The sequence below is a fragment of the Streptococcus sp. HMSC076C08 genome (genome assembly GCF_001810825.1).
GTDB lineage: Bacteria > Bacillota > Bacilli > Lactobacillales > Streptococcaceae > Streptococcus.
In genome coordinates this window covers 145,258-165,882 of sequence record NZ_KV802734.1, presented here as the reverse complement: position 1 = coordinate 165,882, position 20,625 = coordinate 145,258, and the positions used below count along the sequence as shown (strand labels likewise).

The window sequence follows — 20,625 nt, the reverse complement described above, 5'->3', positions numbered from 1 at the left end:
ATATCAAAAAAAGTTTGGCAGAGCCAAACTTCAACTAGCTTATCCAATCTCTGCGATCACTTCAATTTCGACTTTTACATCACGAGGAAGACGTGCAACCTCTACAGCTGAACGAGCTGGAAATTCCTCTTTAAAGGCAGTCTGGTAAACCTCGTTAAAAGGAACAAAGTCATTCATATCGCTCAAGAAGCAAGTTGTTTTAACAACATGGTCAAAGTCTGTTCCTGCTTCTGCCAAAATAGCACCGATATTTTTCAAGACTTGTTCTGTCTGTTCTTGGATTGTTTTTCCTACAATTTCTCCAGTTTCAGGAGATAGGGGAACTTGACCACTAGCAAACAAAAGATTGCCAACGATTTTCCCTTGAACATAAGGTCCGATTGCTTTTGGAGCTTTGTCTGTATGAATTGTTTTTGCCATTTCTTTCCCTCACAATTTTTCTAATATTGCATCCCAAGCCTGATCCATCCCTGCCTTGCTGACAGATGAAAAGAGGATGAAATCGTCACTTGGATCAAAGTTTAATTTCTTTTTGATTGCTGATTCGTGCTTATTCCACTTACCACGGGGAATCTTGTCCGCCTTGGTCGCAACGATGATAACCGGAATCTCATAATATTTGAGAAATTCGTACATCTGCACATCATCTGCTGACGGGTCGTGGCGGAGATCCACTAGACTAACCACGGCACGGAGATTTTCACGAGTCGTTAAGTATTCCTCAATCATGCGCCCCCACTTTTCACGCTCCTTTTTGGAAACGCGGGCATAGCCATAACCAGGCACATCCACAAAACGCATCTTGTCATCAATGTTGAAGAAGTTGAGTAACTGGGTCTTCCCAGGTTTTCCTGATGTACGAGCAAGATTTTTGCGGTTCAACATGGTGTTGATAAAGCTAGACTTGCCGACATTTGAACGCCCTGCAAGGGCAATCTCTGGCAGGTCATCCTGCGGATAGTGGGACTTGTTTGCCGCACTGAGCAGGATTTCAGCATTGTGTGTATTAAGTTCCATAGTCACCTCTAGGCTGTTTCTAGGATGGGTTTTTCCGTTCCATCGACAGCTTCTTTTGTGATGCGGACCAATTTCACATTTTCTTGACTTGGCACTTCAAACATAACATCTAGCATGGTTTCTTCGATGATTGAGCGAAGACCACGCGCACCAGTTTTGCGTTCAATAGCCTTATTGGCTATTTCCTGAAGAGCTTCATCGTCAAATTCCAACTCGACATCGTCATAGGAAAGCAAGGTTTGGTATTGTTTGACCAAGGCATTTCTTGGCTCTTTCAAGATACGAACCAAGTCATCAACTGTCAATTGCTCAAGAGCAGCAAAGACAGGCAAGCGTCCAATCAACTCAGGGATAATACCGAATTTTTGAATGTCTTCTGCGATGATTTCTTGCATGTAGGAGCTGTTTTCGTCAATCGCCTTGTTATTTTGGCCAAAGCCGATGACTTTTTCTCCCAGACGTTGTTTAACGATTTCTTCGATGCCATCAAAAGCACCACCTACGATGAAGAGGATATTCTTGGTATCCACCTGAATCATCTCTTGTTGTGGATGTTTGCGTCCACCTTGAGGTGGCACGCTAGCAACAGTTCCCTCGATAATCTTGAGAAGGGCTTGTTGCACTCCTTCACCCGAAACGTCACGTGTGATAGACACGTTCTCGCTCTTCTTGGCAATCTTGTCAATTTCATCCACGTAGATAATCCCACGCTCTGCACGTTCGATGTTAAAGTCAGCAGCCTGCAAGAGTTTGAGGAGGATGTTTTCAACGTCCTCACCCACATACCCCGCCTCAGTCAGAGCTGTCGCATCTGCAATAGCGAAAGGCACGTTCAAGCTCTTTGCCAAAGTCTGAGCCAAGAAAGTTTTCCCAGAACCAGTTGGGCCAATCATCAAGATATTTGACTTTTGCAAATCCACATCTTCTGACTCTTCACGCGTATCGTGGAAATTGATGCGTTTATAGTGATTGTATACAGCCACTGCCAAGGCACGTTTGGCACGATCTTGACCAATCACATAGTGATTTAGGATATTGAGGAGTTCGATTGGTTTTGGTACTTCAGACAAGTCTGCCAAGACTTCCTCGGCCAACTCCTCCCGAATGATTTCCTGGGCCAACTCCACACATTCATTACAGATAAAGGCGTTGTTCCCAGCGATTATTTTCTTTACTTCTTCTTGGCTCTTGCCACAAAATGAGCAATAAACCATCATATCATTTTTCCTATTTGTAGGCATGATTTCCTTCCATTCTAATTTATCATTCTATCTAAAATAAGGTCATATAAAAAGCGTGGACACTGTTGACCAGATTGGTAAAAGCATTCAACCAGAGTAAGGCAGACAGTCCATAGCGCTTCTTACGAAAAGCCTGTGCTCCAGTCAAAATACAGATCACACACAAAAAAGCTGTAAAAAATCCAAATATACTGCGCTCCATTAGACTTCCTTTCTATCTCGGTATTCGATTGTAAAATCATAGTCGTTTTTCTCATCTCGGGTGTAAGATTTGCTTGCTACTGTCTCAAAACGAGACAAGTCAAACTTCTCAGGGAAATAGGTATCTCCCTCCACCTGAGCATGAATCTGTGTCACGATGATTTCATCTAAATAAGGCTCAAAAGCCTGAAAAATCTGTTTTCCGCCAATGATATAGAGATTTTTTTCCTGACTCTGATACCACGCTAAAACAGACTCCACATCTTGAAATACGAGCGCCCCATCTATAACTTCTTCGCCATTTCGCGTTAAAATCAGGGTTTGCCGTTTTGGAAGCAGACGACGTCCCATGCCATCAAAAGTCACTCGTCCCATCAGTATAGCATGATTTAAAGTTGTTTCCTTAAAATGTTGCAACTCTGCTGGCAAATGCCAAGGGAGACGATCTTCCTTCCCAATCACACCTTTTTCATCTTGGGCCCAAATGGCTATGATTTTCTTTGTCATGCTTCCGTCCTTTTTATTGATACTACTATTTTATCAAAATTCTCCCAAAAAGACTGTTTTGAAACGCGCGCAAAAGAGAGAAAAGGAGCAGGCTTCATTTAGCCTGCTCCTCTCGTCCCTAGGACATATATTTTTTTGCTTCTGATTCGATTTTTTCGACCACTTCCTGGATACTCAGTCCAGTTGTGTCAAGGTAAACTGCATCCTCAGCCTGTTTGAGAGGTGAGGTTTCACGATGACTATCCTTGTAGTCACGCGCCGCAATCTCTTCTTTCAGCGTTTCAAGGTCTGTTTCAATCCCTTTAGCAATATTTTCCTTGTAACGACGCTCTGCTCTTTCTTCAACAGAAGCCACTAGGAAAATCTTGAGTTCAGCTTGTGGTAAAACAACTGTCCCGATATCACGCCCATCCATGACGATACCACCTTGCTGAGCAATCTCTTGCTGGAGCGAAACCAGTTTCTCACGCACCTCAGGAATGGCAGCAATGCTTGAAACCTTGTTGGTCACTTCATTTTCACGAATCGGATGAGTAATATCAACATCCCCTACAAAAACAAGTTGCTCACCTGTTTCTGAACGTCCGAAACTAATGGGGTGTTGGTTAAGAAGCTCAAGAAGTTGGTCTACATTTCCTGCATTCAACTGGTGTTTGAGCGCTATATAAGTCGCAGCACGGTACATAGCACCTGTATCGAGATAAGTATAACCAAAATCCTTAGCGACAATCTTTGCGACCGTACTCTTGCCACTCGAAGCTGGACCATCGATAGCAATTTGAATTGTCTTCATGACCGACTCCTATCTTGTCTTAATCACATCACCTGGGTTGGCAAACCAAGATCCAGATGACATATGAGAAGGATTTAGGGATTCTAGCTGGGCAATGGAAATCCCTGCACGCTGAGCAAGAGCTGCCTCTCCCTCTCCAGGCTGTACTGTAAGTGTTCCTTCACCCTCTGCATGTTCTTCCGAACTGCTTTCTGAAGGTGTTGATTCAGAAGAAGCTGTTTCCTCTACCTTGCTACTTGAAGATGATGATGCTTCCACTTTAGAACTTGAACTTGTAGAAGGAGACGATGCATCATAGAAGTCCTTCAAAGATGAAGTACGATTGCTTCCTCCGGTTGATAGGTAAATCAATACAACTACCATCGCTACAACGATTACAAAGAAGAGGCTGGCTAGAACCGTCAAGACACGATTCGCAACAACGCCTTTCCCTTTTTGTTTCCGGTGTCGACGCTCTGATCTTGTTTCTTCCTCATTGTTTTCGTAAATATCTTCTTGCCACGGTTCTTTTTCCATACCTTACTCCTTGTTTTTTTTACATTTTCTTATTACAATATAAATATGAAAGTCACACTTATACCCGAACGGTGCATCGCCTGCGGGCTTTGCCAAACTTATTCTGAACTCTTTGATTACCATGATAATGGAATCGTTCGATTTTACGATGATCCAGTTGAATTGCAAAGAGAAATCGCTGAGACCAGCGATGTTCTGGAGGCCATCAAAAATTGTCCTACACGTGCACTTCTAAAAGATCCATCGTAGGAAGCAGGGAATGAATGTTATTGATTTTTTCTCATTTTTCCCACACTTATTAGTTTAGCATATTTCTAGGTAAAATTATAGTCTTTTTTGGTTATTTTTTTCCTTCAATAATAGAAAGGTCACTTTTTTCTTTGACGAGATAGAGTGGTCTTTTTTTGGTCTCTAGATAAATCTTACTGTAACTTATAATCTAAATTTCTCAATGAGAATAGACTCCTACCATTCTATTTCCTTTACTTTCTTAACAAATTCGTCCCACTCTTGTATACAATCTTTGGATAAACATATATCCGTATAACTGAACGATAAATCTTTAATATTCTTCCACCAATCAAAAGAATTTCCCTCTTTTTCTGATTCTATTCTTTTGTTAACCATTTCAATAATTGTGTTATCTATCTCTTCCCTGTCATCTAAACTTAGAAATCTCCATTCAATTCCATTTGTATAAATTACTTTTTTATACCATAAAAGATCTCCAATAAGTTGTCCCATCTCTCTAGTTAAATGTTCAGAGCTGTTCGATAAGGTTGATTTGATTTTTTCCTCTGTAATTAAAGGATACTTTAAATTCTTAACTTCCACGCACCCTCGAAGTTTCTTCCATTCTTTATTTTTTATACTTTTTCTGGATTTGTTTTCATAAGTCTTATCTAAAATAACTATATCAGGAAAATTACTTAGACCATAATATATTTGTCCCATATTACTCTTTCTTCTTCCGAAAACATATCTTTTTGATAAACTATCTTTTAAAGTGGGCTTAATTATATCAGCAACTATAGGATACAATTCAGCCTCTACATAATTTTGGTTCTCTATTAGCCCGATTTCTTCAGTATAATCCTCTTTATTTAGCATAAAATAATCCTCCTAATTTTTTTATTTCTTAAGTTTCCACTTTTGCAGTAAATATCCCTACATAAATCCATTATACCGTATCAAATCCCTAGTTACTTTAAAGACCACCAAAAACCACCAAAATTCCGGAGTAAAAGAATTATAAAAACAAAAAGTAACTACACTAGATAAATTCTATCTTTGTTTTGACTTACCATCACTTTTTTCTTTGACGAGATAGAGTGGTCTTTTTTTGGTTTCTAGGTAAATCTTACTGATATACTTACCAAGAATTCCAATTGTCAGGAGTTGAATCCCTCCAAGAAAGAGAATGACAGCCATCAAAGACGTCCAACCAGATGTCGGATTTCCCAAGATAAGAGTCCGAAACACTACAAAAAATGTCATCACAAACGAAAGAAAACAAGATAGAAGTCCTGCTACAAAGGCTATACTCAAGGGGAAATCTGAAAAGTTAAGAATCCCTTCAATCGAGTAGAAAAAGAGTTGTCTAAAACTCCAACTGGTCTTGCCAGCCTGTCGTTCAACGTTTGGATAATCAAGATAGTGCGTTTTAAAACCCACCCAGGCAAAGAGTCCTTTAGAAAAACGATTGGACTCGGTCAGTGTTAAAATAGCATCCACCACAGATCTTCTCATCATGCGAAAATCACGGACACCTGAGGGCAAGGCTACTGGGCTAATTTTTTGCATGAGGCGGTAAAAGACGTCAGCACAGAAACTGCGGAAAAAGGGTTCTCCCTCCCGACTAGTTCTCCGTGTCCCAACACAGTCCAAGTCTGCATTTTGGTCTAGTAAGGCTTTCATCTCAAGTAGCATACTAGGAGGATCCTGGAGGTCTGCATCCATCACGACCACCAAGTCTCCAGTTGCATGCTGCAAGCCTGCGTATAAGGCTGCCTCTTTCCCAAAATTTCGTGAGAATGAGACATAACGGACCGCAGGATTTTGTTCCCGATAGGCCTTCAAAAGCTCTAAGGTCCCATCACCTGAGCCATCGTCTACAAAGACATATTCGACCTCTGCTCCCAAGTCAGGAAGCAGAGCTTCCACAGACTGATAAAAAAGAGGAAGTACTTCCTCTTCGTTTAGACATGGGACAATGATTGAAATCATCATCTTAGTCTTCAAATCCATTTGGATGCTTGCTTTGCCAACGCCATGCGTCTTCACACATTTGGGTGATGTCGAGTTCTGCTTCCCATCCGAGCTCTGCTTTGGCTTTTGCTGGGTCTGAGTAGCAGGCAGCGATATCACCTGGGCGGCGTTCTACGATGCGGTAAGGAATAGGACGTCCCACCGCTTTTTCCATGTTTTGGATAATTTCAAGAACGGAGTAACCTTTACCAGTTCCAAGGTTATAAACATTAAGACCTGAACCTTTTTGAAGTTTTTTCAAAGCTGCAACGTGACCTTTAGCTAAATCGACAACATGGATATAGTCACGAACACCAGTTCCATCTTCTGTATCGTAATCATCTCCAAATACTTGCACTTGCTCTAGTTTGCCCACTGCTACTTGCGAAACATAAGGCAAGAGATTGTTTGGAATTCCGTTAGGATTTTCTCCCAAGTCACCGCTCTCATGTGCTCCGATTGGGTTGAAGTAACGCAGCAAGACCACATTCCATTCTGAGTCTGCCTTGTAGATATCCGTCAAAATTTCCTCTAACATGAGCTTGGTACGACCGTATGGATTGGTCACTGAAAGTGGGAAATCTTCTAAGATTGGAACTGTATGAGGATCTCCGTAAACTGTCGCCGAAGAACTGAAGATGATGTTCTTACAGTAATTTTCTTCCATGGCTTTTAGAAGGCTGACAGTTCCAGCGATATTGTTGTCATAGTAGGCAAGAGGGATACGGGTTGATTCGCCAACAGCCTTCAAACCAGCAAAGTGAATGACACCAGTCGGTTCTTCCTGCTTGAAAATATCTCTGAGAGTATCAGTATCACGGATATCTGCCTCATAAAAAGGAATCTCAACTCCTGTGATTCTTTCAACAACTTCTAAACTTTTACGATTGCTATTGACAAGATTATCCACCACTACAACCTGATGACCTGCTTGGATCAATTCAATAACCGTGTGGGTTCCGATAAATCCAGCACCACCCGTTACCAAAATCTTTTCTTGCATCTTTTTTCCTCGATTCTCGGATTATTTTTTCTTATTTTATCATTTTTGATAGGGAATGTCATTTGACATCCTAAACTACCTGCTAAAATTTCAGTAAAATCTTATTCTCTTTTTACTCGTTTGACATAGTTTGCAATGGGATAATTTTCAGGGTCCAAGGTCAATTCCTTGTCTTGGACCAGCTGGGCTAGATGGTAACCGATGATCGGACCCGTTGTGAGACCTGATGAACCTAGTCCACTAGCCGCATAGACACCTGCTAAGCCTGGCACCTGTCCAAAGAAAGGGGAGAAATCACTGGTGTAGGCACGGATTCCTACTCGCTCACCAGATGATTTCGCTTCTGCCAAGGCTGGGTAGTGAGGCAAGGCTGCCTCCTCCATTTGATGGAGCAAGGTTTCATCCACTGTCAAGTCATATCCCATATCATTTTCGTGGGTAGCACCCAAGGACAATTTCCTACCTGCAAAAGGGATCAAATCCCACTCCCCTTCTGGCATGACAACAGGGTATGATTCCATGCCTTGGGCAAGCTGATAATCTCGGAGTTGTCCTTTTTGGGGACGAACATCTACATCATAACCCAAGGGTTCTAATATGTACCCCAGCCAAGCTCCCGTCGCCAAAATAACCTGATCAAACACCTCTTCATCAATCTGGTAACCTGATGCTAAAGGTGTCAGACTCACTTTTTCTTTGACCAGCTTGACTTGACTGGCTTCTAGCAAACGAGTCACTAAGAGTTGGCCATCTACTCTCGCTCCACCAGAAGCATAGAGCAGGCGGTCAAATCCCTGCAAGCCAGGAAATAATTCATTAGCTGAGGCTAGGTCCAGAATAGCTAACTGGCCTATCAAGGAAGATTCTTCCCTACGCTGGAGGGCTAGTTCATAAAGTTCTTCTAGTTTGGATTCATCCTTTTTCAAGAGAAAAACTCCCGAACGCTGGTAAAAATCAATTTCCTGACCAGACTTTTCTATATCAGCCAACAAATCCACATAAAAGTCAGCCCCCAAGCGTGCCATCTTGTACCAAGCTTTATTACGGCGTTTTGAAAACCAAGGACTGATAATTCCTGCTGCAGCCTTGGTTGCTTGCCCCTGTCCATGGTCAAAAACGGTCACCTCTAGGTCACTTTCTTTCGAGAGGTAGTAGGCAGCTGTCGCCCCAACAATCCCTGCTCCGATAATGGCAACTTTTTTCATTGTCTTCACTTTCTAACTAGATATGGTGGAAAGGATTGGTCGATGCTTGGCTAGGTATGATATCAATGGTCCAATCCTTTTCTGCCTTCCATTGATTAAGGAGGTCAGCAATTTTTTCGACAAAAAGAATTTCGATATAGTGGCCCGGGTCCAGCGCCAACAAGCCATCAGACAACATATCCTGAGCTGTGTGGTAATAGATATCGCCAGTGATATAGACATCTGCTCCCTTAGCTAAAGCATCCTTATAGAAAGATTGACCACTACCGCCACAGATAGCCACTATTGAAATGGGCTTCTGCAAATCACTCTCTTGATAATGAACCATTCGAAGACTATCTAGATCAAAGACTTGCTTGACATGCTGGGCCAATTCCCCAAAGGTCTGAGGCTGAATATTTCCAATACGACCAATCCCACGTTCTGGGCCAGTTTCCTGCAGATAAGTCGTCTCCTCGATTCCTAGCATCTGGCAGAACCAGTCATTTAGCCCATTATCAACGATGTCAATATTGGTATGGCTGACATAAACTGCGATGTCATGCTTGATCAGGTCGATGTAAATCTGATTTTGCGGACGGCTAGCTACCAGATCCTTGATCGGACGAAAGATTGGCGCGTGCTTGACGATAATCAAATCCAGACCCTTTTCAATGGCTTCAGCCACCGTCTCTTCACGAATGTCGAGGGCAACCATAACCCTTTGGATCTCCTTGTCCAAAGTGCCGATTTGCAGGCCACGACTGTCTCCCTCCATAGAAAATTCCTGGGGACAAAAGGCTTCATAAGCCCTGATTACTTCACTTGCTAGCATGGAGTACCTCCTTGATGGCTTGAATTTTATCTGATAAAATTTGACGTTCCTCCAGATTTTTTTCTGGAATTTGATCAAGGGCAAATTCTAACTTAGCAGCTTCTTTTTGCCATTTTTGGACAAAGACTGGGCTGGTTTCTTTGGATAAGAAGGGACCAAAGCGGACATCACTTGCTGATAGCTTCATTTGTCCCGCTTCCACCACCAAAATCTCGTAGAATTTGCCTGCTTCTTCTAGGATGCTTTCTGCTACGATCAGAAAACCGTGGTCTTGCAACCAAATGCGCAAGTCGTCTTCTCGATTATTGGGCTGGAGGATTAAACGCTCTACATTAGCTAGCTTTTCCAAACCTTCTTGCAATATGGTAGCAATCAAACGGCCACCCATACCAGCAATGGTGATAACCGATACTTGGTCAGCCTCTTCAAAGGCTGCCAAGCCATTGGCTAAACGGACTTGGATTTTCTCCTTTAGACCATGAGCCTCAACATTCTTGAGAGCAGACTGGTAGGGGCCTTCCACCACCTCACCTGCAATGGCACTTTTGATTTCTCCTCTTTCAACCAAGTCAATCGGCAGATAAGCATGGTCACTCCCCACATCTAGTAAAATGGCACCTTGTGGCACAAAGGACGCCACCAATTCTAATCTCTTTGAAATCATCTTCTCTCACTTTCCAAAACTCTATTACCTTTTATTATACCATACTTCAGCTAGCAATCTTGCACCTAAAAAGACCACAATCCACAGATTGCAGTCTTTCTTTATTTTCTAGCTTGGAAACGACTGGTTAGAATGAAAATCACCGTAAAGACCAGCATCATGGCCCCATAAACAGGTAACGTTTGTCCAGTTAAGGTCGAAATTTCAAGTAGCTTTTGAATCATTGGGAAGAGGGCTGTGGCTAGGAAGCCTCCTACTGACCAGACAATCAAGAGGACACGCCAGAGGGTAAATGGCATGCAGGCTCTAAATACGGATAAGAAACCGATAGACCCAAGGAGATAATAGAGGAGAGTTGACATTTCTAACTCAGACCATCCTTGACTCGTTCCAAATATTTTCACAAAAAGAACGCTGAACACGACCATGAGGGCACTTGGTAGGGCACGAAGCATGGATTTTCTGAGGAAGTTTGCTTCGACTGGTTTGATATTTCGCTCAAAAGTCAGAACGAATGGTGGGAAACCTTCCACGAATTGGTCGATCATGGTAATCTGGATCGGAATGAAAGGGAAAATCAAGATCCACTCAGACCGTCCCAGAAGAACACTGGCGATACAGATGACTGCAAGCAAGAAGGAATAGATGGTCTTAATCAAGAAAATCGGTGCGATATGGGCAATATTATTAACCACACGACGGCCTTCAAAGAGAATCTCAGGAACATCATTAAAGTCAGAGTTCAAGAGAACCAGATTAGCAATCTGGCGAGTCGCTGGATCTCCCTCCGCCATTACAATCGAACAATCCGCCTCACGAAGGGCCAGGATATCATTGACTCCGTCCCCTGTCATAGCCGTTGTATGCCCTGCTTTTTTCAGCGTTTGAATGATGAGTTTCTTTTGATGAGGGGAAACACGTCCGAAAATAGCTGTCTCTTCGGCCATGGCAATCAATTCCTCATCCGTGATTTTTGAGCAATCTACATAGCTGTGATAGTCTGCAAAGCCAGCCTTCTGGGCAATGCTGGAAACCGTGACTGGATTATCACCAGAGATAATCTTGAGGCCCACTTCCTGGGAACGAAGATAGTCTAGTGTCTCAGCTGCTCCTTCTCGAATCGGGTCCAAGATTTCCAGCAAGGCCAGGGCCTGAATATCAGATGGTTTCTGTGGTTTGTGGTGGTCTAGTTTTTCCTGACTAAGGGCTAATACCAAGACACGTGAACCTCTCTCTAGAGCCTCTCTGGCTTCAGGGACTTCAGAGTCCAACAACATCTCAGGCGCACCTAAGAAAACCGTTCCTAGCCCTTCTAACTCCATAGCTCCCCACTTGCGGTCGCTAGAGAAAGGAAGACTCGAAAGCATAGGATAGGAAACCTGACCTTGGAAACGCTGGCGAATGGCTTGGGCTGTTGGATTTTTATCCTCACTGTGAGCTATGTAGCTGGTCAGAATGCTGGCAATCGCATGTTCACCATACTCTTCGGTCAAAGGAAGTACAGCCTCCACCTGCATCTTTCCTTGGGTGATGGTACCCGTCTTGTCCAGACAGAGCATATCCACGCGCGCCAAGGTCTCAACAGAGTACATCTCCTGCACTAAAACCTTTTTCAACCCCAGCTTAATCACCGCAGTCAAGAGCGAAGTAATGGTCAAAAGGGCGATTCCCTTGGGCAGCATACCCAAAAGGGCTGTTGACGAATTTACAACGGACGACTTGAGGGGCAAGCCTTTTAAAAGCAAGGCTTCTAGCAGGAGAGCTAGACCAAAGGGAATGATAATCTTCCCAGTAAAACCAGCTAGCTTGTCCAGCGATTTCATGATACGGGAGTTGATCGGTTTCACTGTCTTAGCTTCCAGCATGAGTTTGGAAGCATAGTTTTCTGCCCCGACATGGTGAACTTTAGCTAAAACTGACCCACTGGCTAAGAAACTTCCAGACAAAAGCAAGGCGTCAACTTCCTTTTGCACCAAATCACTCTCACCCGTCAACATAGCTTCATTGACTTCCGCAAAGCCTTCCAAAACCCGCGCATCACTAGGAATCTGCTCCCCAGCCGACAGACGAATCACATCTCCTAGAACCAACTCTTCTGGATTGAGAGCAACTTCTTGACCCTCACGGATGGTTTTGACCTTTTCCTTTGTCATGAGATTGAGCTTGTCCACCATGTGTTTGGCTCGTAGCTCGGTCACAATTCCAGAAAAAGCGTTAAAGCAGATAACGGCAAAGAAGACCAGATTGCTCCAAGCCTGCACAAAAGCTAGCGCCAAGGCAATGGCAAAGTTTAACGCGTTAAAAAGTGTAAAAACATTTCGTTTAATGATTTGCCAAGTACTGGTACTGGCTGATGCGGTAAAGTCATTGACCAAACCTTGAGCCTGTCTTTCCTTGACTTCTCTTTGGGTTAATCCCATAATCTTATTTTTATCCATAAATTCTATCATATCATTTTTTTTAAAAGAATTCTAATCCAATCTAAAACTGTTGGCTGATAACTGAAAAAGTTTGCCAGTAGTCTTTCGATAAGGTATAATAATAAAAGCAATACAATCGAAGGAGATCTCATGTTTTATACTTATTTGCGTGGACTAGTCATGCTGATCTTGTGGTCCATCAATGGCAATGCCCACTACCACAATACTGATAAAATCCCTAGTAAAGATGAAAACTATATCCTTGTCGCACCTCATCGTACCTGGTGGGATCCAGTATACATGGCCTTTGCGACCAAGCCAAAACAGTTCATCTTTATGGCTAAAAAAGAGCTTTTTAACAACCGCATCTTTGGCTGGTGGATTCGTATGTGTGGCGCCTTTCCTATCGACCGGGAAAATCCTAGCGCCTCTGCTATCAAATACCCTATCAATGTCCTCAAAAAAAGTGACCGCTCCCTTATCATGTTTCCTAGTGGTAGTCGCCACTCGACAGATGTCAAAGGCGGAGTTGCTCTAATTGCCAAGATGGCTAAGGTCCGTATCATGCCAGTTACCTATACTGGTCCCATGACCTTGAAAGGTTTGGTTAGCCGTGAACGTGTGGATATGAACTTTGGAAATCCTATCGATATCTCAGACATCAAGAAAATGAATGATGAAGGGATTGAAATGGTTGCAGACCGTATCCAAGCAGAATTCCAACGTTTGGACGAAGAAACCAAGCAGTGGCACAATGATCAAAAACCAAACCCACTCTGGTGGTTTGTCCGCATCCCTGCCCTTATTCTTGCAGTGCTTGTTGGTATCCTAACGATTCTCTTTACCTTCATCGCAAGCTTTATCTGGAATCCAGATAAAAAGAGAGAGGCTCTTGGTTAAATAATACAATTATCCCTTGGCAAAAGCCAAGGGATAATTTTTTTATTCAATTCCCCATTCTTGGGCTAACCAGTTGGAAAAGGCTAGAAATCGCTCAGCCACTTGCTCATGATGCCCGTAAGGATCAAAGACAAACTGACCAGTCGGATAATGTTGCTGAAGACTGGTATGAATCTGCTCAGCATAGGCTGGTGCTTGAGCCAAGCGATTGATATGATGGGCTCCCTCTGTTTGACCATTCTGTAAATACAGTAAACAGTCCAAATTTTTCACCTCTTCTTCCCTGCAATAAGTCACAAAATCAGGAAACCAAAAAGAACCGCAGATAGAGAAGATACAGGAGACCTTGTCAAAGCTGAAAAGACTGTATACTGCTGCCAGACCACCTAGTGAGTAACCTCCATAGGCAAGGCGATTTTTGTCCAGGCGATAAAGCGACTGCAGCTTGTCTAAAAGATCTCCAAATAAATGACCATGATAGGCATTTGCCTGACCACCAAAATCTGGAGCCCCATCCCTTAAAGCAGATGCCTTCCAGGGAGTGTAGTCATCTAGGCGATTTTTAGAGGTCAAGCCCACTAAAATCACAGATTCTGAAAGGGAAGATAGAAAATTCAAGTTTCCATCATTCAAGAGAATAGCTGGATAGGTTTGGTTGGGATCATAGGTCGAAGGAAGGCTGATCTTAACTTGAATCCCTTCCCAATCAAACTCATTATTTATTGATAAAGTCATTGATTTTCTCAAGGGAATCAATCACTGCTGGACCATAGTCCATCAACTCATCGTAAGAAATGGTCATGATTTTTTGATTCTTAATAGCAGGAACATTTTCCAAAACTTCATTTGCCTTCATCAACTCTACTGCGTTAGCATCCAATTTTTTATTGCGGTCGCTGGTTACATAGATAATCAACTCAGGATCCATTGACACGAGATTTTCCAAGGTCAAACCTGATGTTCCCGTTGCAACGTTGGTATAACCAAGTTGATTTAGAAGGCTCTCTTGCAAAGCAGACTTGTAAGCACCGAAGGTTTCGTCATTATAAGCAACCATAATCAAAGCCTTTTTCTTTTCACCTTGGCTTGTTGGATTTGCTTTCTTAACAGCGTCAATTTTAGCTTGTAATTGGGCTGCGTATTCATTGGCCTTGTCCTGAACATTGAAAATCATTCCAAGATTTTTGACATCTTCTACGATATTTCCTAAATCTTGCTGAATCGTTGAGAGAGAAGCTTTTTGCGTATAGACTGGGATTTTGTTTTCATTCCAAGTGCTAACTGTTCCCAAGGATTTTTCTGAAAACATCATGTTTCGACCCATCACCGCATCTGGCTCATAAGAAAGGACTGTCTCTTGAGAGACTGTTTTTTTATCACCGATTTGAGGAATGGTCGCAATCGCGTCCTTGTATTTGTCTGTTACAGCATTGTCAGGGTTGAGCATGCCAGCAATTTTATCCTTCAAGCCTAACTCCAATAAGATTTCAGTTGTTGAAAGATTGTTGGTGATAACTTTTTCAGGTGCCTTGTCAAAGACTTGTTCGACTTCATTTCCCTTAGCATCATATGTCTTGACCGTGAATGGATAAGTCGTCTCTGTGCTGGCCTTTTGACTTGTTTCTGTGCTAGACTGTGTGGTAGCTTTTTCTGTAGTAGTGTTACCACAAGCTGCCATAGTTAGGGTAGCTACTGTTACGAGTAAAATGCTTAGTGTTTTTTTCATCTTGTTTTCCTTTTCATTCTTATAAATAGTGAATCATGGCTTGCTGATCCTCAGTCCAAGTAACCTGACTTTGAACTCCATATACAGTTTGCAATGACTCAGGGGTGATGGTCTCCTTTGGAATACCTTGGTAAAGGATTTCCCCCTCTTTCATCAGATAGAGATAATCCGAATAGCGACAAGCAAGTTGAATATCATGCAGGACAGCTAAAACATTGATCTTAAGATTCTTCACAATAGCCAACAAGTCTAACTGGTACTTGATATCCAGGTGATTGGTTGGCTCGTCCAGGAGCAAGAGAGTCGGTTCTTGCGCCAAGGCTCGTGCTAATAAGACTCGCTGTTTCTCCCCACCTGAAAGAGACGAATAGAGACGAGTTTTCTTCTCAAGCATATCCACCTTGACGAGAGCATCTTGAACGAGGGCATAATCCCTTTCCTTTTCCTTCTGTAAAAAAGAGAGGTGGGGAGTCCTTCCCAGCAAGACAATTTCCTCAACTGTACAATCAAACTGCAATTGATTAAACTGGGTGACAACTGCCATTTGCTTGGCTGTTTCTTTGAGTGACCAATGCTCCAGCGGCTTTCCATCTAGGCTTATCAAGCCTTTGTCTGCCTTTTCCTGACGATAGAGGAGTTTAAGCAGACTGGTTTTTCCACTTCCATTTGGCCCTAGTATCGTGTGAAATTGATGCCCCTCAACCTTAAGAGAAACTCCTTTGAGGATTTTTTTCTCTCCTAGTCCAAAGTGGACATCCTGACACATAAAATCCATATCAGACCCTCACCTCCCTTCGCCTACCTCCTACAATGTAGATAAAGAAGGGAGCACCTACTAAGGCTGTGAAAATACCAATCGGCAGCTCAGCATTGGGAATAATGACACGAGAGAGTACATCTGCCCAGACCACAAAGAGGGCACCCAGTAAGGTCGCAACGGGAAAAAGTCTCCTGTAATTCGTTCCTACTAACCCTCGAGCTAAGTGAGGAGTAATCAAACCAACAAATCCAATAATTCCACAAGTAGCCACCAAGACAGCTGTCAGCACAGCCACCACGGTCACATAAAGATACCAATAGAAGCGTAAGGGAATTCCCAAAGTTAAAGCAGCCTCATCTCCCATCATCATCGCATTAAAAACACGATACTGAGTAGCGAAAAATAGAAAGGCCAATCCTACTACTATAGTTGGCAGGAGCAAATCTGCCCAGGAAGTCCCAGCGAGCGAACCCATGGTCCAAAACTTAATGGTCATCACACTGTCCGCATTAGCTCCGACTGAGATAATAAAGTTGGAAAAAGCCAGAAAGAGAGCGTTGACCACCGTTCCTGATAAGATCAGACTGGAAGTCGTCATCCTTCCCTGCATAGAGGCAATGATGAGGACAGCAATTGTTGCCAAAATAGCTCCAAGAAAAGCTCCAAGGCTAATCATCACTTTCAAACCGAGAATGATGCTCAAAGTTGCCCCTAGAGTTGCACCCGCAGAAATTCCTAAGACATAAGGCTCTGCGATGGGGTTATTCACTGTGGACTGCATCACGCTACCACACATAGAAAGACCAGCTCCTACTATAAGCCCGAGCAATACTCGGGGGAATCTCATGTTCCATACAATGGCAAGAGTGGACTTAGAAACCTCTCCTATCTCAAGAGGAAACCCCAACCTGCTCAAAATAATCCGATAGGTATCGCCTAGATCAATCGCAACGGATCCCATAGAAACTGCTAGAAAAAGGGAAATCCCTAAAACAGCTAGCAAAATACCTAAAAGTAACACAAATTGCAGGTCCCGTCGGCTTCCAGAAAATTTGGAAAGCATGAAAACCTCCTTAAACAAAATTAAAAATTTAGAAAATTCTCATGAAAAGTATACCATATTTCTATTAGATGAACAAGGATGTAAATATATATAGAAAAAGCCATCTGAAGTCAGAGAGCTGATTTGAGCTCGGGCTAAAACGTTTATAGACTAGGCGACAAGCCGAAGATTGTACTATAAAACTAGTGAAAATAAAAAATCTCCCCGAAGGGAGATGATTTGGTTTATTTTACCTTACAGTGCTAGAAACCGTAACCGAAGATAATACTTTAGTATATCGAGGTAGGGTGACAAAAGTAAAAAAGCTCTCTGAATATCAGAGAGCTCAAGTCTTGCTGGATAAAACGTTTATAGACTAGGCGACGAGGCGAAGATTGTACTAATGGTACATCGAGCTGAAGCCAACGAAGTATAGAAACGTTTTAGACGCAAGATTAGCGACGAAGTCCAAGAGAGTTGATTAACTCACGGTAACGGTTAACGTCGTTTTTACGCAAGTATGCAAGCAAGTTACGACGGCGACCGATTTTCTTCATCAATCCACGGTAAGTAGCGTGGTCTTTTTTGTGTTGTTTGATGTGTTCGTTAAGGTGGTTGATTTCCCAAGTAAGGACAGCAACTTGAACCTCTACTGAACCTGTATCACCTTCGTGACGTGCATATTGTGCGATGATTTCATTTTTTTTCTCTTTTGAGATTGCCATGATGTTTCTCCTTTTTATTTGGCTTCATCCGAGTGACAGGTTGGCATGCCTGTAACCAAGAAGAAGTTATTTGTCTTTACGACAATTCTTATTCTACCAAGAAGCAGAGACTTTGTCAACTGATTTACTGTTTAAAACCTTGAATTACTCTACTGATTTCAGGGCTTCAAGCATATCCACCTTTCTCAAGTGGTGATTGACAAAGAGACCTAGTAAAGTCAAAATCACCGTCACTGCGACGATTGGAAGCGCATAGACTTCCCAGCTGACCTGAGGATAAAAGAGTATGGTGGCAGGTGAAATCATTTGTATCAAAAATTGATGTAAATAGTAGCCTGCTACCAAACCGAGAACAATCCCCACAAGGGATAGCACTATGGTCTCGCGGTAGATATAGAGGGTCACTTCTTTATTGTGGAAACCGAGAACCTTGATAGTGGAAAGTTCGCGGATACGTTCTTCCACATTGATATTGGTGAGATTGTAAAGAATGACAATGGCTAGTAAGACGGAAACAAGGACAAGGATTGCCATGGTTTTATTGAGAGAATTGGCTACAGATTCAAAGAGATGGATAGCCGTTGCATTTTGGACGACCCCAGAAACAGCAGCTTTTCCCATGAAAGTAGCCGCTTCTTTCTCCGTATTGGAAGGTGTTGGGTCTTTTAATTTTACTAGGTAGGTATTGTCTTGCGGACTGGTTCCATAGACTTGTTCGTAAGTCGCACGGTTTAGATAAACAAAGTGTCCAACATAGTTTTCAGAAATAGCCGCAACCTTGATTTCCTTCCCGTCAAGCTCCAGCTTGTCTCCAACCGTAACACTTGCTAATTGGGCTAATTTTTGACTCACGACCGCTCCATTAGTGACCTGCAACTCTCGCCCATTTTCCTCTAATGTGATAAAGGGATTGAAGTCTTCTCCACTAGTAACCATCATGGTGATGGTTTGAAGTCCTGCTTTTCCTTTGAAATCTTTTTCAATGGATTTAGAGTAAATCTTTTGATAAGCGTGGATCGATTCAGCTTGCAAGGCACTTTCCAGATCTGCTTTTTCTTGCTCCGTTGCACTGCTCTTTTCTGCTACAATCATCTGGTATTGCTGGATTTGTTCAAATTGGCGTTCGGAAACTCCTCCCACAGATGACTGAATACCAAGACCAGCAAATAAGAGAGCAACTGAACCTACAACTCCAAAAATGGTCATCAGCATCCGTTGCTTATAACGAAAGATATTTCTTGCCGTAACCTTATGAGTAAAACTCAAACGACTCCAAATAAAGCTCAGTCGTTCCAGCAAAATCTTTGATCCCTTAACGGGAGGTTTGGGAAGTAAGAGTTGGGCTGCTTCATCGTGCAACTCCCTTCGCGCCACCAGATAAGCCGGCAAAACACTAGATACCCAACTCAAGGCTAGGGCAAGGATACTATAAGACCAATAGAAATACTCGTGACTTTTTCCAACAACCATCCCAGCTGTTATAACATCTGAAATCACCCCTGCAAGAAGATAATGTCCAAGAAGTGTTCCTATAATGGTTCCCACAGTTCCTGCAAGAAAACCATAGAGGACAAACTTGGCAACAATATCTCGGTTGCGGTAACCCAAGGCCTTGAAAATACCTGCATTGGTGCGTTCTTCATCTACAAAGCGAGTCATCGTTGTAAAGGTCACCATTGCAGCGACCATATATAGCACCACTGGGAAGATATTTCCGACTGAACGAATGCTTGATGATGCATTGCTGTACATGAGGTAGCCTTGACCACCTGGCATGGTTTGGCGATTGTATACGTGGTATTTCGGCTCTGCCAGTTCATCAAGCTCTTTCTGACGCTGTTCAAGCTTCTCTTTTTCCTTAGTTAGATCACTCTCTGTCTGAGCCAGTTTTTCTTTTTTTGTCGCCAGTTCTTCCTTAGCTTTTGTCAGCTGTCCCTCGATTTGACTCTTTTGCGGTTCTGGTAAAGCGGTCGCTTGTTCTTCTTGCGTTTTCAAGCGACTTTCGGCCTGCTCTAACTGACTCTTGCCATTTTCAAGGTTGCTTTCAGCAGTTTGGAGCTGTTCTTTGCCCTCTTCCAAGCTCTTTTGCCCATTTGATTTGATACTTGCCAATCTTTTTTGACCATTATCAGCAAGTAAGTCTTGCAACTCTTCCTGATGTTGGGCTCGTTTGGTCTTATAGTCTGATGAAAAAGTATCCAGATTTTTTAAATCGTCATAGCGCACACGCGCAATACTATAAACATCTGAGTCAAACTGACTGGGTAAAATTACTCCATAGCCAGTCAGGTTGCCATTTCCACTACTAGCACTTCCTAAATCTTCTTTAGAAAGGATTTCACCCGACTCAACAAATCCAGTAATTGTAAAAGTTTGGGATTTTAGAACGGACTTTTCTTCTTTCTTAGTAAAGGTAATGGTCTCTCCAATATGATAGCGGTCTTTCCAGAAGTCGGCTAGGGCAATTTCCTCATCAGCTTCTGGCAGTCGCCCTTCTGTCACTTGGAAGGTTGAAATGCTCTCTGGTTTGGAATAAAGTCGAACCGCTTCTTCACTATGTTCAACGGTTAGGTCTGCCATATAGCCAAACTCAACACTTGCTCCTTGAAGGGTCTTTAGTTCGTCTTGGTCTTCTTTGTCCAAGCCATAATCAGCTATCACGGCCAGGTCCAGAGTATTGGCTTTACGGAGATAATCCTCTGCCGTACGTTCCATGTTGGGACTGGCCACCTTGAGACCTACTAGGGCTAGAGAACCCAGCATCATCAAGGTTAAGATAGAAACAAAGCGTCCCTTTGAAGTCGTCACTGACTGAAATAGGTCTTTCTGATATGTTTTTTTCAT

At 42.7% G+C, this 20,625-nt stretch carries 22 protein-coding genes and 1 pseudogene; 2 read left to right on the top strand and 21 right to left on the bottom strand.

Translation table 11 applies throughout. The features are described from left to right. Nucleotides 1-39 precede the first annotated feature (39 nt). The 7 genes from HMPREF2766_RS05920 to HMPREF2766_RS05890 all read right to left on the bottom strand — a co-directional run bounded on the left by HMPREF2766_RS05920 (nucleotide 40) and on the right by HMPREF2766_RS05890 (nucleotide 4,275). Entirely contained in the window at nucleotides 40-420 is a 381-nt protein-coding gene (locus HMPREF2766_RS05920; RefSeq protein WP_001140428.1) for a RidA family protein, read from the bottom strand. 9 nt (nucleotides 421-429) lie between these two features. Further along, complete coding sequence (gene yihA / locus HMPREF2766_RS05915) at nucleotides 430-1,017, bottom strand: ribosome biogenesis GTP-binding protein YihA/YsxC (protein ID WP_000422595.1); 588 nt, start codon at nucleotides 1,015-1,017, stop codon at nucleotides 430-432. An 8-nt stretch (nucleotides 1,018-1,025) separates the two neighbouring features. After that, entirely contained in the window at nucleotides 1,026-2,258 is a 1,233-nt protein-coding gene (gene clpX, locus HMPREF2766_RS05910) for an ATP-dependent Clp protease ATP-binding subunit ClpX (protein WP_002874765.1), read from the bottom strand. A 31-nt stretch (nucleotides 2,259-2,289) separates the two neighbouring features. Next, nucleotides 2,290-2,460 carry a hypothetical protein gene (locus HMPREF2766_RS05905; protein ID WP_000442252.1) on the bottom strand — a complete coding sequence of 57 codons (171 nt, stop codon included), beginning with the start codon at nucleotides 2,458-2,460 and terminating at the stop codon, nucleotides 2,290-2,292. Continuing rightward, on the bottom strand, nucleotides 2,460-2,966 hold the full coding sequence (locus HMPREF2766_RS05900) for a dihydrofolate reductase (RefSeq protein ID WP_070568483.1): 507 nt from the start codon (nucleotides 2,964-2,966) through the stop codon (nucleotides 2,460-2,462). Before HMPREF2766_RS05900 ends, HMPREF2766_RS05905 begins: the two co-directional genes overlap by 1 nt. A gap of 118 nt (nucleotides 2,967-3,084) precedes the next feature. Further along, entirely contained in the window at nucleotides 3,085-3,759 is a 675-nt protein-coding gene (gene cmk, locus HMPREF2766_RS05895; protein WP_000849413.1) for a (d)CMP kinase, read from the bottom strand. Between the two features lie 9 nt (nucleotides 3,760-3,768). Then, nucleotides 3,769-4,275 carry an SAG1386/EF1546 family surface-associated protein gene (locus HMPREF2766_RS05890; RefSeq protein ID WP_000410189.1) on the bottom strand — a complete coding sequence of 169 codons (507 nt, stop codon included), beginning with the start codon at nucleotides 4,273-4,275 and terminating at the stop codon, nucleotides 3,769-3,771. A gap of 45 nt (nucleotides 4,276-4,320) precedes the next feature. Between HMPREF2766_RS05890 and HMPREF2766_RS09950 the strand changes: the two genes are divergently transcribed. Further along, complete coding sequence (locus tag HMPREF2766_RS09950) at nucleotides 4,321-4,524, top strand: ferredoxin (protein WP_002874767.1); 204 nt, start codon at nucleotides 4,321-4,323, stop codon at nucleotides 4,522-4,524. A 75-nt stretch (nucleotides 4,525-4,599) separates the two neighbouring features. Here HMPREF2766_RS09950 and HMPREF2766_RS10365 read toward each other — a convergent pair. From HMPREF2766_RS10365 to HMPREF2766_RS05855, 8 genes and pseudogenes are all read right to left on the bottom strand, one after another. Continuing rightward, nucleotides 4,600-4,702 (bottom strand): annotated as a pseudogene (locus HMPREF2766_RS10365) (glycosyltransferase); the annotation flags it as partial. Nucleotides 4,703-4,740: 38 nt separating this feature from the next. Next, a complete protein-coding gene (locus HMPREF2766_RS05885) occupies nucleotides 4,741-5,385 on the bottom strand; it encodes a hypothetical protein (RefSeq protein ID WP_070568480.1) in 645 nt (214 codons plus the stop codon). Between the two features lie 174 nt (nucleotides 5,386-5,559). Then, nucleotides 5,560-6,504: a glycosyltransferase family 2 protein gene (locus HMPREF2766_RS05880; RefSeq protein WP_070568642.1), complete on the bottom strand. Its 945-nt coding sequence runs from the start codon at nucleotides 6,502-6,504 to the stop codon at nucleotides 5,560-5,562. Nucleotide 6,505: 1 nt separating this feature from the next. Further along, nucleotides 6,506-7,525 carry a UDP-glucose 4-epimerase GalE gene (gene galE / locus HMPREF2766_RS05875; RefSeq protein ID WP_070568477.1) on the bottom strand — a complete coding sequence of 340 codons (1,020 nt, stop codon included), beginning with the start codon at nucleotides 7,523-7,525 and terminating at the stop codon, nucleotides 6,506-6,508. A 101-nt stretch (nucleotides 7,526-7,626) separates the two neighbouring features. After that, on the bottom strand, nucleotides 7,627-8,730 hold the full coding sequence (locus tag HMPREF2766_RS05870; protein ID WP_070568474.1) for an NAD(P)/FAD-dependent oxidoreductase: 1,104 nt from the start codon (nucleotides 8,728-8,730) through the stop codon (nucleotides 7,627-7,629). Nucleotides 8,731-8,746: 16 nt separating this feature from the next. Further along, nucleotides 8,747-9,544: a Nif3-like dinuclear metal center hexameric protein gene (locus HMPREF2766_RS05865; RefSeq protein WP_070568472.1), complete on the bottom strand. Its 798-nt coding sequence runs from the start codon at nucleotides 9,542-9,544 to the stop codon at nucleotides 8,747-8,749. Beyond that, nucleotides 9,531-10,208 carry a tRNA (adenine(22)-N(1))-methyltransferase gene (locus HMPREF2766_RS05860; protein ID WP_070568469.1) on the bottom strand — a complete coding sequence of 226 codons (678 nt, stop codon included), beginning with the start codon at nucleotides 10,206-10,208 and terminating at the stop codon, nucleotides 9,531-9,533. Before HMPREF2766_RS05860 ends, HMPREF2766_RS05865 begins: the two co-directional genes overlap by 14 nt. Nucleotides 10,209-10,309: 101 nt before the next feature. After that, complete coding sequence (locus HMPREF2766_RS05855) at nucleotides 10,310-12,646, bottom strand: cation-translocating P-type ATPase (protein ID WP_070568467.1); 2,337 nt, start codon at nucleotides 12,644-12,646, stop codon at nucleotides 10,310-10,312. 132 nt (nucleotides 12,647-12,778) lie between these two features. On the opposite strand from HMPREF2766_RS05855, the gene HMPREF2766_RS05850 reads away from it, so the two are divergent. After that, nucleotides 12,779-13,528 (top strand): lysophospholipid acyltransferase family protein, encoded by a 750-nt coding sequence (locus HMPREF2766_RS05850; RefSeq protein WP_070568464.1) that lies wholly within the window; start codon nucleotides 12,779-12,781, stop codon nucleotides 13,526-13,528. 42 nt (nucleotides 13,529-13,570) lie between these two features. On the opposite strand, the gene HMPREF2766_RS05845 is transcribed toward HMPREF2766_RS05850, so the two are convergent. The 6 genes from HMPREF2766_RS05845 to HMPREF2766_RS05820 form a co-directional block, all read right to left on the bottom strand. Further along, nucleotides 13,571-14,263: an alpha/beta hydrolase-fold protein gene (locus HMPREF2766_RS05845; protein WP_070568461.1), complete on the bottom strand. Its 693-nt coding sequence runs from the start codon at nucleotides 14,261-14,263 to the stop codon at nucleotides 13,571-13,573. Beyond that, the gene (locus HMPREF2766_RS05840) at nucleotides 14,244-15,254 is read right to left on the bottom strand and encodes an ABC transporter substrate-binding protein (protein WP_070568457.1); all 1,011 of its coding nucleotides are present in this window, start codon (nucleotides 15,252-15,254) and stop codon (nucleotides 14,244-14,246) included. The genes HMPREF2766_RS05845 and HMPREF2766_RS05840 overlap by 20 nt, the downstream gene beginning before the upstream one ends. Nucleotides 15,255-15,273: 19 nt before the next feature. Then, entirely contained in the window at nucleotides 15,274-16,029 is a 756-nt protein-coding gene (locus tag HMPREF2766_RS05835) for an ABC transporter ATP-binding protein (RefSeq protein WP_070568454.1), read from the bottom strand. Nucleotide 16,030: 1 nt separating this feature from the next. Further along, nucleotides 16,031-17,077: a FecCD family ABC transporter permease gene (locus HMPREF2766_RS05830; RefSeq protein ID WP_070568452.1), complete on the bottom strand. Its 1,047-nt coding sequence runs from the start codon at nucleotides 17,075-17,077 to the stop codon at nucleotides 16,031-16,033. 434 nt (nucleotides 17,078-17,511) lie between these two features. Further along, complete coding sequence (gene rpsO / locus HMPREF2766_RS05825) at nucleotides 17,512-17,781, bottom strand: 30S ribosomal protein S15 (protein ID WP_001018251.1); 270 nt, start codon at nucleotides 17,779-17,781, stop codon at nucleotides 17,512-17,514. 144 nt (nucleotides 17,782-17,925) lie between these two features. Further along, on the bottom strand, nucleotides 17,926-20,625 hold the full coding sequence (locus HMPREF2766_RS05820) for an FtsX-like permease family protein (RefSeq protein ID WP_070568451.1): 2,700 nt from the start codon (nucleotides 20,623-20,625) through the stop codon (nucleotides 17,926-17,928).